At 73.3% G+C, this 14,087-nt stretch carries 12 protein-coding genes; 6 read left to right on the top strand and 6 right to left on the bottom strand.

Translation table 11 applies throughout. From position 1 onward, the window contains the following. Window positions 1–75 precede the first annotated feature (75 nt). Together KBX06_RS00830 and KBX06_RS00835 are read left to right on the top strand one after the other, a co-directional pair. A complete protein-coding gene (locus tag KBX06_RS00830; protein ID WP_210832236.1) occupies window positions 76–2,340 on the top strand; it encodes a hypothetical protein in 2,265 nt (754 codons plus the stop codon). A gap of 227 nt (window positions 2,341–2,567) precedes the next feature. After that, on the top strand, window positions 2,568–3,887 hold the full coding sequence (locus tag KBX06_RS00835) for an AI-2E family transporter (protein WP_247684965.1): 1,320 nt from the start codon (window positions 2,568–2,570) through the stop codon (window positions 3,885–3,887). A 62-nt stretch (window positions 3,888–3,949) separates the two neighbouring features. Here the strand turns inward: KBX06_RS00835 and KBX06_RS00840 are convergent, their stop codons facing one another. The 5 genes from KBX06_RS00840 to KBX06_RS00860 all read right to left on the bottom strand — a co-directional run bounded on the left by KBX06_RS00840 (window position 3,950) and on the right by KBX06_RS00860 (window position 8,977). Further along, complete coding sequence (locus KBX06_RS00840) at window positions 3,950–4,759, bottom strand: alpha/beta hydrolase (protein ID WP_210832237.1); 810 nt, start codon at window positions 4,757–4,759, stop codon at window positions 3,950–3,952. A gap of 66 nt (window positions 4,760–4,825) precedes the next feature. After that, window positions 4,826–5,152 carry a hypothetical protein gene (locus KBX06_RS00845; protein WP_210832238.1) on the bottom strand — a complete coding sequence of 109 codons (327 nt, stop codon included), beginning with the start codon at window positions 5,150–5,152 and terminating at the stop codon, window positions 4,826–4,828. Between the two features lie 125 nt (window positions 5,153–5,277). Continuing rightward, window positions 5,278–7,068 carry a 3-hydroxyacyl-CoA dehydrogenase family protein gene (locus KBX06_RS00850; RefSeq protein ID WP_210832239.1) on the bottom strand — a complete coding sequence of 597 codons (1,791 nt, stop codon included), beginning with the start codon at window positions 7,066–7,068 and terminating at the stop codon, window positions 5,278–5,280. Between the two features lie 275 nt (window positions 7,069–7,343). After that, entirely contained in the window at window positions 7,344–8,402 is a 1,059-nt protein-coding gene (locus KBX06_RS00855; RefSeq protein WP_210832240.1) for an alpha/beta fold hydrolase, read from the bottom strand. 89 nt (window positions 8,403–8,491) lie between these two features. Further along, window positions 8,492–8,977: an FHA domain-containing protein gene (locus tag KBX06_RS00860; protein ID WP_210832241.1), complete on the bottom strand. Its 486-nt coding sequence runs from the start codon at window positions 8,975–8,977 to the stop codon at window positions 8,492–8,494. A 261-nt stretch (window positions 8,978–9,238) separates the two neighbouring features. On the opposite strand from KBX06_RS00860, the gene KBX06_RS00865 reads away from it, so the two are divergent. Together KBX06_RS00865 and KBX06_RS00870 are read left to right on the top strand one after the other, a co-directional pair. Further along, a complete protein-coding gene (locus KBX06_RS00865; RefSeq protein WP_210832242.1) occupies window positions 9,239–10,735 on the top strand; it encodes an aldehyde dehydrogenase family protein in 1,497 nt (498 codons plus the stop codon). A gap of 68 nt (window positions 10,736–10,803) precedes the next feature. Next, window positions 10,804–11,481, top strand: coding sequence for a methyltransferase domain-containing protein (locus KBX06_RS00870; RefSeq protein WP_210832243.1), 678 nt, complete (start codon window positions 10,804–10,806; stop codon window positions 11,479–11,481). A 40-nt stretch (window positions 11,482–11,521) separates the two neighbouring features. Here KBX06_RS00870 and nucS read toward each other — a convergent pair whose 3' ends face one another. Then, window positions 11,522–12,181, bottom strand: a complete 660-nt coding sequence (gene nucS, locus KBX06_RS00875; protein ID WP_121399575.1) for an endonuclease NucS — start codon at window positions 12,179–12,181, stop codon at window positions 11,522–11,524. Between the two features lie 71 nt (window positions 12,182–12,252). On the opposite strand from nucS, the gene KBX06_RS00880 reads away from it, so the two are divergent. Further along, complete coding sequence (locus tag KBX06_RS00880) at window positions 12,253–12,870, top strand: DUF4126 domain-containing protein (protein WP_210832913.1); 618 nt, start codon at window positions 12,253–12,255, stop codon at window positions 12,868–12,870. Window positions 12,871–13,085: 215 nt separating this feature from the next. Further along, window positions 13,086–14,045, top strand: coding sequence for a polysaccharide deacetylase family protein (locus KBX06_RS00885; protein ID WP_307854368.1), 960 nt, complete (start codon window positions 13,086–13,088; stop codon window positions 14,043–14,045). Window positions 14,046–14,087: the final 42 nt, after the last annotated feature.

Below are 14,087 nucleotides of genomic sequence, written 5' to 3' on the forward strand. Positions count from 1 at the left end.
GTCGGCAGTGAAGTAGGTCCTATCCGGGGCGTCCGTATCGCCCCAGTCGGACTGGAGCCGTGTGAGGATGGGGGCATGTCGCACGGCGAGGAACTGTTCGCTCTCGGCGGGGACGTGACCACGGAGCCCAGCTTCGAGTCCGCTCTGCGGGGGTACGAGAAACGACAGGTCGACCGGTACGTCGCTCGCGCGGAGCACGAGATCGCGGCCCTGGCGGCCGAGCGGGAACAGGCCTACACACAGATCCACAAGCTGGCCGGCCAGGTCGAGGTGCTCCAGCGGGATCTCGCCCAGGCGCGCAGGTCGTCCGGCGGGACACTGGAGAACGTCTCCTACCGGCATCTCGGCCCGCGGGTGGAGCAGATCCTCACCCTCGCCGAGGAGCAGGCCGACTCGATCCTGGCCTCCGCCAACGAGGAGATCGGGGCTCGCCGGGCAGCCGCCGAGCACATCGTCGAGGAGGCCCGCGAGCAGGCCGCCACCGCCCTCAAGGACTTCGAGATCGCGCTGGCCGCCCGCCGCACGGAGGAGGAGCGGCACACCGCGGCCCGCAAGGCCGAGGCGGACGCCTCCGTCCGTACGGCGCAGGAGGAGGCCGCCCGGCTCCGCAAGGCCGCCCAGGAGTCCCTGGCGAAGGCCCAGCAGGAGGCCACCCAGCTACGGGACGCGGCGAAGGAGATCCACCACCGCGCCCAGCAGGAGGCGACCAAGCTGCGCGAGGCGGCCAGGGAGGTGCACGCCAAGGCCCAGCAGGAGGCCACCCAGCTGCGCGAGGCCGCCAAGGAGGTGCACGCCAAGGCCCAGCAGGAGGCCAGGCGCCTGGTCGACCAGGCCACCGAGGCGGGCCGGGAAACACACGCCAAGGCGCAGCGGGACGCCAAGCAGATCGTCGACGACGCCGCCGCCGCCGGGCAGGCCACCCGGGAGAAGGCCCGCCAGGAGGCGGAGCGGCTCAGCACCCAGGCGGCCGAGACGGCGAAGCGCAACCGCGCCGAGACCGAGGCGTACGTGCAGCGGATGCGCACCGAGACCGAGGCGTACGTGCAGCACGCCCGCGCCCAGACGCAGCAGGAGCTGGGCGCCTGGCGGGCCGGGGTGGAGCAGGAGGTCAACAGCCGGCGCGAGGCCGCGGACCGCGAGCTGGCCCAGCACCGCGCGGCGGCCGAGCAGGAGTTCACCGCGCGCCGCGACGAGTTGGAGAAGCAGTACAAGACCCGCCTCGCCGAGTTGGAGAAGCAGCACACGAGCCGGCACGACGAGTTGGAGTCGGAGTTCGAGGCGCGCCGCACCGCCCTGGAGACGGAGTACACCGCCCGCAGGAACGAGATCGAGCAGGGCGCCACCGCCGTCCGTGAGGCCGCCGAGCAGGACGCCCTGACGATGCGTCAGCGGGCCGAGGAGGAGGCCGCGGCGCTGCTCGGCCGGGCCGAGTCGGAGGCGGCCGAGAAGCGCCGCAGGGCCGACGAGCACGTGGCGACGTCGCGTCGGCAGTTCGAGGAGTACGCGGCCACGACGCAGCAGCACCTGGCCACCACCCAGCAGCACCTCGCCGCCACGCAGCAGGAGGCCGCCGCCAGCCGCCAGCAGCTCGCCCAGGTGATGTTGGAGATCGCCCAGGCCCAGCAGGAGCTGGCCGATCTTCGGCAGGAGACCTGGAAGTCCCGGCAGGAGTCCGACGACCTCCAGCGGCAGGTGACGGAGCTGCGGTTGGGCCTGCTCGGCGCGGCCGACCGGCCGGGCGGAGCAGACGGTGCCGTCGCCCCGGTGGCGGCGGGCGGCAAGCCGGGGCCGGCCACGGCGAACGGCGGCAAGCCCCGTCCCGACGCGGACAGGGCACCGGTGAGCGCAGGCGGCGCGGGCACGGCCGGCAAGGACAAGGCCGGCGCGGACACGGCCCCGGTCAGCGCGGGCGCGGGCGGCGCGGAGACGGCGGACAAGGCCCCGGTGGGCGCGGGCACGGCCGGCAAGGACAAGGCCCCGGTCGGTGCGGGAGACGGGACGACGGGCTCCGCCGAGGTCGCGTCCCCCTCGGGCGAGAAGTCCACCGCCGGCAAGGTGGAACCCGAGGACGCCGGGCAGCCGGCCAAGGGCCGGATCGAGCCGGCGGACGCGGGGCAACCGGCCAACGGCAAGGTCGCCACCGTGACCACCGTCGACGGGGGTACGGCCAGTGCCGGCGTGGAGGGGGAGCCGACCGTGGCGGCGGTGCCCGGCGAGGGGGGTCGGGGCGCGACCCCGACGAAGATCACCAGCACCGGCGAGAACGGCAAACGCCCCACGAAGCCGACCACCGACGAGCGCAGCGCCAAGCCGAGCAAGGTCGTCGTCGAGAAGGACTGACCTCTGATCCGCTCCACCGCCCGACGACCGAGCTCGTCGGGCGGTGCAGCGGATCTTGGAAGAATCGGGCCCCTCCAGGGGCCGTCTCGTGCCAAGATCCCAGGATTCGGGTGCCAGCGGGTGCGGGCCGGCTGGGCGGGTCGGGCCTGCGGCGTAGGCTCCCGTACGGATTCGCCGATGTGAGCCGCGAGCGGGCCGTCGGGGCGGGAGTCGACCAGGGAGGTCCGATGGCGGAAGACGGACCGACGACGTCGAGCGGCGGCCCGGAGCCCGGCAGCGCCGCAGGCCGACAGCCCGACAGCGCCACAGGCCCGGAGCGCGGCAGCGCCCGGGGAACGGGCGGCGGGGAGCGGAAGCCGGAGCACGCCACCGCGCCCGAGCACGGCACCGGGGCGACGGACACCACGGACACCACGGGCACGACGGACGCCGCGGACACCACGGGCACGACGGACGCCGCGGACACGACGGGCGGCGGCACGCCGGCGAAGAACGGATCGAGCCGGTTCGGCACGCCGGGACGGCCGCTGAAGCGCAGCAGCTTCCTGGTCGGGTTCACCGGCGCGGCCGGGGTGCTGCTCGCGTACACCCTCTACCTGGGCCTGCGCAACGCCGCCGGCATCCTGGTCCTGGTGGTCATCGCGCTCTTCCTCGCGGTCGGCCTGCACCCCGCGGTGGTCCGGCTGCGTTCCTGGGGGCTGCCGCACGGGGCCGCCGTGGCGGTGGTCGCGCTGACGGTCGTGCTGCTCCTCTGCGGCGGGGCGTTCGCCCTGGTGCCGCCCGTCGTGACGCAGACCGGGCAATTCATCGACCAGCTACCGAGCTACCTGGAGGCGTTGCGCCGCAACGAGACGGTCAACGACCTGGTGGTGCGCTACGACCTCACGGAGCGGCTGCAGAACGCGGCCAACGCCGACACGTTCGGGCAGGCCCTCGGCGGGGTGCTCGGCGGCGCCCAACTGGTGTTCGGCACGGTCTTCCGGGGGCTGACCGTGCTGGTGCTGACCATCTACTTCCTGGCCTACTTCGACCGGCTACGCGCCCTGGGCTACTCGCTGGTGCCCCGCTCGCGCCGGGAGCGCGTGCAGCTCATCGGGGACGAGATCCTGACCAAGGTGGGCGCGTACATGGTGGGCGCGCTCAGCATCGCGGTGCTGGCCGGGATCTCCACGTACGTCTTCGCGCTGGTCGTCGGGCTGCCGTACCCGTTCGCGCTGGCCGTGGTGGTCGCGGTGACGGACCTGATCCCGCAGATCGGCGCGACCCTGGGCGCGGTGATCGTCAGCCTGGTGGGATTCGCCACCGACCTGCCGATCGGCATCGCCTGCGCGGTGTTCTTCCTGATCTACCAGCAGATCGAGAACTACCTGATCTATCCCAAGATCATGCGACGGTCGGTGTCGGTCAACGAGGTGGCCGCCCTGGTGGCCGCCCTGCTCGGGGTCTCCCTGCTGGGGGTGGTGGGCGCGCTCATCGCGATCCCGGCGGTGGCCGCGTTCCAGCTCATCCTGCGCGAGGTGGTCCTGCCCCGGCAGGAGTCCCGCTGACCCCGGCCGGACGGCCCGGTGGCGGTGGACCGGGCCGCCGGGTCCGCGAGGCGCAGGCTGGGTCAGCCGGCCTGGCCGGCGGCCGGGCCGGGCACCGGACGGTCCGCGAAGGAGGCCACCGTGCGGTCGGCGTACGCGCTGACGTCGCCGGTCTCCATCGGGCCGTCCCAGGTCGTCGGCAGCGGCACGGCGGCGGCCGGGTTGACCCGGCGGACCACCTCGTCCAGCACGGTCTCGGCGTCGCCGACCCAGAGGTGCTTCGCACCGGGCACCCCGACCACCTCGGCCTGCGGCACCGCCGCGAAGCGCTCCCGGGCCTCGTCGGGGCGCAGGTAGTCGTCGAACTCGGGCACCAGCGCGGTCAGCGACTTGCCGGACTCCGCCCAGTGTTCCAGGTCCGCCGGGGCGGAGAAGCGCAGCGGCGGGGAGAGCAGGACCGCTCCGACGACGGCCGGATCGCAGCCGTACATCAGGGTCAGGTCGGTGCCGAACGACCAGCCGAGCAGCCAGATGTTCGGCAGCTCGGCGAACTCGGCGTACTCGATGGCGGCGGCGACGTCGAAGCGCTCGCCGACGGCGTTGTCGAAGGCCCCCTCGCTGGTGCCACGCAGGCTGCTGGTGCCCCGGGTGTTGAAGCGGAGCACGGCCAGGTCGGCCAGGGCCGGCAGCCGCCACGCCGCCTTGCGGAACACGTGGCTGTCCATCATCCCGCCGTGCGTCGGCAGGGGGTGCAGGCAGACCAGGGTGCCCGCCGGCTCACGGTCCAGCGGCCGGGCCAGCTCGCCGACCAGCCGTAGACCGTCGGCGGTGTGCAGCTCGATGTCCTCGCGGTGACCGGGCAGGATCGAGGACGCGCGGATCGGTGTGCTCACCCCACCAGTCTCGCCGGTGCGGCCGGGAACCGCCGGGCGGGGCGGAAACAGCGTGATCCAGATCGCTTAGCCGTACCTAGGGGTGCCGCGGCCACGCTGCACGACCGGCCCGCGCCGGTCCCGGGCACGCCAGCACCCGCTGTGCCAGTGCCGCCGGTCCGTCAGGTCGCCCCGCCCGTCCGCCGGCCACGCCACCAGGTGCGCCACGCCAGGCCGAATCTCCTGGTCACAGCCCGGACAGCGGTACGTCTTGGTGGCGGCGCCGCCGCTGATCCCGCGTACCTGCCAGTCGCCGTCGCGCCACTGCTGCACCGAGGCGACGCCCTGACGGACCCGGTCGGAGTCGAGGTGCGCGGTGTCGTCGCGGCGGGGTCGGTTGCGACGGGGGCTCACGCTTGCCAAGCGTACGGGCCGACGGCGGGCCCGGCGCGGGGCGGGCGAGAGCCCCGGCTGCCGGCGTACTCCTCGAAGGGTCACACCAGGCGGACGCCGTCACCGGCGCGCGGCGTCGACCGGACTCAGCGACGGGTGTGGTCGCGGAAGCCGCGGCCGCTCTTGCGGCCCAGGTAGCCGGCCGTGACCAGGTGCTCCAGCAGCGGGGCTGGCGCGAAGCCCGGCTCGCGCAGTTCCAGGTAGAGCTCGCGCTGGATGGCCAGCGAGACGTCCAGGCCGACCACGTCGAGCAGTTCGAACGGGCCCATCGGGTAGCCGCAGCCCAGCTTCATCGCGTGGTCGATGTCGTCGGCGGTGGAGTAGCTCGCCTCCAGCATCTTCACCGCGTCGTTGAGGTAGGGGAAGAGCAGCGCGTTGACGATGAAGCCGGAACGGTCGCCGCAGACCACGCCCGTCTTGCCCATCGCGGCGCAGACCGCGCGGGCGGTGGCGGTGGTCTCCGCCGACGTGCGGATGGTCTGCACGACCTCCACCAGCGGCATGAGCGGCGCCGGATTGAAGAAGTGCAGCCCGACCACGTCGGCGGGCCGCTGCGTGGCCATCGCGACGTCGATCACCGGCAGCGAGGAGGTGGTGGTGGCGAGCACGACGCCCGGCTTGCAGATCTCGTCGAGGCTGGCGAAGAGGGCCTTCTTGACGCTCAACTCCTCGACCACGGCCTCGACGACGAGGTCGACGTCGGCGAGGTGCTCCAGGGTGGCCGACCAGTTGATCCGGCCCAGCGCGGCCTCCCGGTCGGCCTCGCTGAGCTTGCCGCGCACCACGCCCTTGTTGAGCGAGGTCCGGACCGTCTCGAAGACCTTCGCGGACTTCTCCGCACCCCGGGTCACCGAGACGACCTCGTAGCCGGCCTTGGCGAAGACCTCGATGATGCCGGTGGCCATCGTCCCGGAGCCGACCACCCCGACCTTCGCGATGGCGCGGGCGCCGTCGCCGAGCGCGGCCTCCGTCGCCACCGGCGTCTGCTCGTCGGGTACGACGACCGGGGAGCCCGGCCGCTCGTAGGTGTAGAAGCCCCGGCCGGACTTGCGACCGAGGAGCCCGGCGGTGACCATCTGCTTGATCAGCGGCACCGGGGCGTGCCGGCGGTCCCGCCCGCCGCGCCGGTACATGGTGTCGAGGATCTCGTACGCGGTGTCCAGGCCGATCAGGTCCATCAGCGCCAGCGGGCCCATCGGCAGGCCGCAGCCGAGCTTCATGGCCGCGTCGATGTCCTCGCGGGTGGCGTAGTGCGACTCGAACATCCCGACGGCGTGGTTGAGGTAGCCGAAGAGCAGCGCGTTGGCGATGAAGCCGGCCCGGTCGCTGATGGTGACGTCGACCTTGCCGAGCCGCTTGCAGAGCCCTTCCACGTCGGCGACGACGTCGGCGGAGGTGACCACCGTCCGGACCACCTCCACCAGCTTCATCACCGGTGCCGGGTTGAAGAAGTGGATGCCGATGACCTGGTTGGGCCGGCTGGTGGCGACGGAGATCTCGGTGACGCTCAGCGACGAGGTGTTGGTGGCCAGGATCGCCTCGGGCTTGCAGACCCGGTCCAGCTCCGCGAAGATCCGCTGCTTCAGGTCCAGGTGCTCGGGCACCGCCTCGATGACCAGGTCCACGGAGTGCAGCGCGTCCAGCCCGACGGCGAACCGTACGCGGTCCAGCAGCGCGTCGCGGTCGGCCTCGGCGAGCTTGCCCTTGGCCACGGCCCGGTCCGTCGACCCGGTGAGGATGGCCCGGCCGCGTTCGAGCGCGCCCTCGGAGACCTCCACCGCGACGACGTCGACCCCGTTGCGCGCGAACACCTCGACGATGCCGGCGCCCATGGTGCCCAGACCCACAACGCCCACGCTGGTTAGATCGCGCGCCACGACCGACCTCCTCGATGCTCCGCAGGGCCGCTTGAACGACCATTAAGGTTATGCGCGCGAGTCTGCCACGTGACGCTGAGTTGTCGAGGCGCGCCGTGGCAAATTTCACGACCTCCAGCGCGGCCACGCGCCGGTCAGAGCGGGTGCCGAGCGGACCGGCCCGGGCTCGCGGGCAGGCCCCGGCGAGGGGGCGCCCGGGCCGGCGGCACGCCCCGTCCCGGCGGCGGCCCCGCACCGGCGGGCAACCCGTCCCGGCGAGCGGCCCGACCCGGCGGTCAGCCCGCCGTACCGGTCAGCCTGAGCAGCTCGGCGACGAACTCGGTCGGCCGTTCCAGGTGCGGGCTGTGCCCGCAGCCGGGCAGCAGCACCTCGCGGTACGCCCCACCGGCCGCCGCGTAACGCTCCAGCACCGCCCGGGTCTGCCCCACCATCGGCTGCGCCGGGCAGGCCGCCTCCCCCGGCCAGCCGGGCAGCACACCCAGCGAGCCCAGGTGGGCCAGGTCCATCATCGCGGTGTCCGAGACGATGACGTCGGCGTCCCCGTGGATCCAGGTGACCGGCGGCTTGCCGGCCACCGCGACCAGTTCCTCGGCGAGCCGGAAGTGCGCCGGGGAGAGGGCGTTGAGCACGCCGCGTCGGCCCGGGGCGGTGCCGGGCCAGTTCGCCGAGGTGACCGCCGTACCGGGGTAGTTGTCGTCGCCGGTGGCGGTGGAGAGGAGGCTGTCCAGCAGCAGATCCTCGTCGTCGCCGAGCGAGGCCGGGTCCGCCACGTAGGTCGCCCGCAGCACGGCACGCGGACTGCTCGGGGCGTCCGCGCTCCGGTCGCCGGCAGCCAGCCGCCTGACGAAGTCCTGGTTGGCCGTGCCGCCGCCGGTGCCGGCGAAGTCGGGGGTGGTCGGCGTCCCCGCCAGGTCCCGGGTGCCGCCGTAGCCGTACGGCGAGACCGGCGCGGCGAGCAGCAGCGCGCCCACCCGGTCGGGGTGGTCGACGAGCAGCCGCATGGCCACCCCGCCGCCGAGCGAGTGGCCGACCGCCACCGGCCGGGCGCCGGCCGGGAAGAGGGACGGGTCGTCGAACAGCGCCGCGACGTCGTCGGCGAAGTCGCCCAGCCCCCGGGTCGCGTCCACCGGAGCGGTGTCGGTCAGCCCGTAGCCGCGCAGGTCGGGCGCGACCACCCGGAGGGCGGCCGGCAGTCGCCGCACCAGCGGCTCCCAGAAGGCCGCTGACGAGCAGTTGCCGTGGACCAGCAGTACGGGAGCGCCGTCCGGCGGTCCGGCCACCCGTACCGCCTGGGTGATCCCGTTCGCCGACACCAGCCGCTGTCCGGTCTCCATCCGCCGGATGCTGCCACGACGCCGCCGGACGCGTCCATGTGCCGACCCGCCACCTTCGCGTGACGGAAGGTGTGCGCCGGCGGCCCCGGTCAGGACGGGGCGGACAGTACCGCCGGAACCGTCGGCGGCACCGGGTCGACGGCCGGCACGGCCACCGGCGACGCGGGGCCGACGGCCGGGGTCGCGACCGGCAACGGCAGGGTCGGGCGACGGTCCCGGCGCGGCGTGTTGAAGCTGAAGCCCACCGGGTCGGTGCGCGCCACACCCGGATCGTAGACGCGCAGCTCGGTGCGGCCGAGCCGGATCACGTCCCCGTCGGCCAGCCGCTCCACGCCGGTGATCCGCCGGTCGTTCAGCCAGGTGCCGTTGGTGGAGCCCAGGTCCGCCAGGGTCGCCCCCTCGCCCGTCAGCCACACCTCGGCGTGCCGGCGGCTCAGATGGGCGTCGTGCACCACGACGTCGGCGGTCGGCGCCCGGCCGATGACCTGCCGTTCAGGGCCCACCCGAAAGCTCAGCCCCCGCATCGCCCCGCCGGCCACCGTCAACGACGGTCTCAGTTCCGGATGTTCCTCCATGGACAGTCAGCCTCCACCCCGCACGGTCACCCCGTGCGTCAGCCTGCCAGCACACGGTAGTCGCCCTCCACCGCCGCGTGGTCACCTCCGCACCCCCGGCCGGACACCTCGCGTTCGGCGGTTCGGCGCGCATCGGCCCAGGAATCATCACAAGTCCGGCCGACGGTCGTCCACCCCGTCCCGGCACCGCGCGACCCGAGACGGACCGGACTCCGGCGCGCGGCCCTACCGGTGAGTAATTCTCGGGTCTAGACTTCCGTCATGACGGCTGTACATGCCCCGGGCACCCCGGTCATCGAGGACGATCGACTGATCTCGACGAGCCCCGCGACCGGCGCCGAGGCCGGACGCCTGCCGGTCGCCACCGCCGAGGACGTCCGGCGGGCCGTCGACCGGGCCCGCGCGGCCGGCGAGTGGTGGGCGGCGCTCGGCTTCGGCGGGCGCAGGGAGCGGCTGCTGCGCTGGCGCGGCCTGCTCGCCCGACGGATCGAGGAAATCGCCGAGCTGATGCACGCCGAGGGTGGCAAGCCGGTCGCCGACGCCGTGGTCGAGGTCGCCTCCGCCGTCGAGCACGTCGACTGGGCGGCCCGCAACGCCCGCCGGGTGCTGGGCCCCCGCCGGGTCCGCTCCCGGCTCGTCCTGGCCGAGTTCTCCGCCCACCTCGAATACCAGCCGTACGGCGTCGTCGGCGTGATCGGCCCGTGGAACTATCCCGTCTTCACCCCGATCGGCTCCGCCGCGTACGCGCTGGCGGCGGGGAACACGGTGGTGCTGAAGCCCAGCGAGTACACCCCCGCCGTCGGCCAGTGGCTGGTCGACACCTTCGCCGAGGTGGTGCCGGAGCAGCCGGTCTTCACCGCGGTGCACGGGCTCGGCGACGTCGGGGCCGCGCTCTGCCGCTCCGGGGCGGACAAGGTGGCCTTCACCGGCTCGTCGGCCACCGCCAGGAAGGTGATGACGGCCTGCGCCGAGTCGCTGACGCCGGTGCTGCTGGAGGCCGGCGGCAAGGACGCGATGATCGTCGACGCCGACGCCGACCTGGACGCCGCCGCCGAGGCGTGCGTCTGGGGCGCACTGACCAACGCCGGCCAGACCTGCATCGGCATCGAACGGGTCTACGCGGTGGAGCCGGTCTTCGACGCCTTCGTCGGCAAGGTGGTCGAGCGGGCCGGCCGGTTGACCGTCGGCCCGGACGACGCGGACATCGGCCCGATCACCATGCCGAGCCAGCTCGACGTGATCCGCCGGCACATCGACGACGCGCTGTCCCGGGGCGGCCGGGCCGTGCTGGGCGGCGCGGACGCGGTGCAGCCGCCGTACGTGCGCCCGACCGTGCTGGTGGACGTCCCGGAGGACTCCGCCGCCGTACGCGAGGAGACGTTCGGTCCGACCCTGACCATCAACCGGGTCCGCGACGCCGACGAGGCCGTCGACCGCGCCAACGCCCTGCCGTACGGCCTGGGGGGTTCGGTCTTCGGCCGGCGGCGCGCGGTGGCGATCGCCCGGCGGCTGCGCTCGGGCATGGCGTCGGTGAACTCGGCGCTGACCTTCGCCGGGATGTCCACGCTGCCGTTCGGGGGCGTCGGCGAGTCCGGCTTCGGGCGCATCCACGGCGAGGACGGGCTGCGGGAGTTCAGCCGCGCCAAGGCCATCACCCGGCGGCGGGCCCGGTCGATGCTGGCCTCGACGACCTTCGAGCGGACGCCGGCCGACGTCGCCCGGCTCGTGAAGGCCATCAAGGTCATGTACGGCAGGTGAGTGTCGGATAACCGATCATGAAGGCCCTCGCGTGTGTCCAACGTGGTGGGAGCGGTACATTGCGTTAAATGCGGCCCCATCGATTGCGCTTCCACCTTGTCGACAGTGACCGGTCGTGGAGTGCCCGGCAGCGACGCCGCCGCGCCGACTGGCTGGCCCGGACCTTTCCCGACCTGGAGAAGATGCACGTCATCGACCTGGGTGGCCGGCTCGGCACCTGGGCCCGTGCCGACGTGCGGCCGGCACGCGTACACGTGGTCAACCTGGAGCGACCGCCCACCGACGTCCCGGAGTGGGCGGAGGTCGACCGGGCCGACGCCTGCGACCTGCCGGCCCGGATCACCTCGCGCCGCTACGACCTGGTCTTCTCGAACTCCGTGGTGGAGCACGTCGGCGGACACGAGCGGCGGCTGCGCTTCGCCGACGCCGTACGCGGGCTCGGCGACCGGCACTGGGTGCAGACGCCCTACCGCTACTTCCCCATCGAGCCGCACTGGATCGCGCCCGGGATGCAGTTCCTCCCCGTGCGACTGCGTACCGCGTTCGCCCGCCGCTGGCCGCTCGGGCACAAGCCGACCCGCACCCACGAGGCCGCCATCCACCAGGTGCTCTGGACGGAACTGCTCGACCGCTCACAGATGCGGCACTACTTCCCCGACTCGCGGATCCTCGTCGAACGGGTGGCCGGCCTGCCCAAGTCGCTGATCGCCGTCCGCGCGGACGGCCCACCGGCCCCGCCCCGCTGACGCCGCCCCGCCGGCAGGTGCCCCCGGCGGCGAGCCGTCGTCAGAAGAGGGTCAGCTCGTCGCGCTCGATGCCGCGCAGCTTGTCGTAGTTCACGACCACGCAGCGGATGCCCCGGTCCGTGGCGAGCACGCGGGCCTGCGGCTTGATCTCCTGCGCCGCGAAGACCCCGGCGACCGGCGCGAGCAGCGGGTCACGGTTGAGCAGCTCGAGGTAGCGGGTGAGCTGCTCCACCCCGTCGATCTCGCCCCGGCGCTTCACCTCGACGGCGACGGTGCCGGACGCGGCGTCCCGACAGAGCAGGTCGACCGGGCCGATCGCCGTCATGTACTCCCGGCGGATCAGCGTGAACCCCTCGCCGAGGGTCTCCGGGTTCGCGGCCAGCAGCTCCTGCAGGTGCGCCTCCACACCGTCCTTGCGCAGGCCCGGGTCGACGCCCAGCTCGTACGAGGTGTCCTGGAAGATCTCCTCCAGGGTGATCCGCAGTTCCTCGCCCGCCTTGTTGACGACCCGCCAGACACCGGGGGCCTCCTCCAACCGGCAGGGCGGGCTCATCCAGTTCAACGGCTTGTACGCCCGGTCGTCGGCGTGGATCGACACCGACCCGTCCGCCTTCACCATGAGCAACCGGGTGGCCGGCGGCAGGTGGGCCGAGAGCCGTCCGACATAGTCCACCGAGCACTTCGCAATGACCAACCGCACCCGACGAGGGTAGCCGAGACCCCGGCCCGCGCCAGCGAGCGGCACTGGCGTGCCGGTGCCATGCTGGGATGGTGCTCGAGGTTCTCACCGGTTCGGGTCTCGCCGCCTCGGCGGGACTGAACGCATACATCCCCCTGCTCACCATGGGGTTGCTGGCCCGCTACACCAGCCTGATCGACCTGCCCGGCGGGTGGCAGTGGCTGGGCAACGGGTGGGTGATCGCGATCCTGGCGGTGCTGCTGGTCGTCGAGGTCGTCGCCGACAAGGTCCCGGTGGTGGACCACGTCAACGACGTCGTCCAGACCGTGGTCCGGCCGACCGCGGGCGGCCTGGCGTTCGGCGCCGGTTCGGCGTCGGAGACGGTGACGGTGAGCGACCCGGGCAGCTTCTTCTCGTCGAACGAGTGGGTGCCGGTGGTGACCGGGGTGCTGATCGCCCTCGGCGTGCACCTGCTGAAGTCCGCCGCCCGACCGGTCATCAACGCGACGACGGCAGGCGTCGGTGCGCCGGTGGCCAGCACCGCCGAGGACGCCACCAGCGTGGTCATGTCGGTGGTGGCGATCATCCTGCCGGTGCTGGTGCTGGCGTTCCTGCTAGGACTGGTCGTCTTCCTCTTCTGGTTCCTGCGCCGCCGCTCCGACCGCCGCCGGGAGCGTCAGGCGGCGCGGGCCGCCGGCTTCCGCGTCTGACCGGCACCCGAATCGGGTACCGGCCAGACGCACCTGCCTGTGACTTGTGGTGGTCAGTTGTTCCAGTGCTCGGCGACCAGGTCGGCGGCCTGCTGCTCCCACTGGGCGTAGTGGTCGCGGCCCCGCCCACCCGAGCTGATGCGACGCAGCGATCCGAACGTCACGCCACGGTGCCAGGGCACCCGAAAACCCCGGCGCGCTGACATCATCTCCCGGTGCACGTGAAGATCCCCCGCGTTCCGCTCGTCGCGACCCTGGTCGCCGTGGTCGCCGCCGCAGCCCTCCTCGCCGCCCCGGCGCCGGAGCGCGCCCCGGCCGCCGCCGGCATCGTCCGGGCCACGGGGACGGGCCAGACGGAGACGGGCCGAGCCCCGCAGACCCCGACCACCCCGGGACAGACCACGCCCCCGACCGCCCCACCGCCGACACCCACGGCGTCAACCGGTCAGGAGTCGACGGCCACACCCAGCGGGCCGGTCCCCGGCGCCACCCGGCCCGGGACCAGGCCGCCCGTCGTCGACCACGGGCCGCGTACGGGCAACAAGGTGGCGCTCACCTTCGACGCCGACATGACGGACGCGATGCGGTACCAGTTGCGCAGCGGCGCGGTGCGGTCGTACGCGAATCTGAAGATCATCGACCTGCTGGAGCGGGAACGGGTGCCGGCCACGTTCTTCCTCACTGGCAAGTGGGTCGAGCAGTACCCGGAGGTGACCCGCCGGCTCGCCGGCAACCCGCGTTTCGAGTTGGCCAACCACACGTACGGACACCTGGCCTTCACTGCGGACTGCTACGGCCTGCCCCGCATCGCGGAACACGAGATGACCGCCGACGTGGCCCGGACGTTCGACGTGGTGGCCGCGTACGGGGGGCGGCAGACCCGGTACTTCCGCTTCCCGGGCCTGTGCCACGACCGCAGGGCCCTGACGGCGCTGGCCCCGCTGGGGGTGACGGTGGTGGACGGCGACGTGGTCAGCGGCGACCCGTTCGCGAAGTCCTGGCGGCCGGTGGTCCGCGCGTCGCTGGCCGGGGTGCGTCCCGGCTCGGTGATCGTCCTGCACGTGACGGAGGCGAACGCGCCGATGACGGACGAGGCGCTACCGCACATCCTGGCGGGGCTGGCCGAGCGCGGCCTTGAGCCGGCCCCGCTCTCGGAGGTGCTCGGGCTGGGCTGAACCTGGCTCGGCGAAACCCGCAAAAGCATAAAATCGGGGCAA

This window comes from Micromonospora sp. C31, from assembly GCF_018070575.1.
GTDB lineage: Bacteria > Actinomycetota > Actinomycetes > Mycobacteriales > Micromonosporaceae > Micromonospora.

Coding starts and splice junctions, on each gene's coding strand:
- KBX06_RS00860 (WP_210832241.1), bottom strand. CDS start 8,977: ATGGAGGAACATCCGGAACTGAGACCGTCGTTGACGGTGGCCGGCGGG.
- KBX06_RS00830 (WP_210832236.1), top strand. CDS start 76: ATGTCGCACGGCGAGGAACTGTTCGCTCTCGGCGGGGACGTGACCACG.
- KBX06_RS00835 (WP_247684965.1), top strand. CDS start 2,568: ATGGCGGAAGACGGACCGACGACGTCGAGCGGCGGCCCGGAGCCCGGC.
- KBX06_RS00865 (WP_210832242.1), top strand. CDS start 9,239: ATGACGGCTGTACATGCCCCGGGCACCCCGGTCATCGAGGACGATCGA.
- KBX06_RS00870 (WP_210832243.1), top strand. CDS start 10,804: ATGCGGCCCCATCGATTGCGCTTCCACCTTGTCGACAGTGACCGGTCG.
- KBX06_RS00855 (WP_210832240.1), bottom strand. CDS start 8,402: ATGGAGACCGGACAGCGGCTGGTGTCGGCGAACGGGATCACCCAGGCG.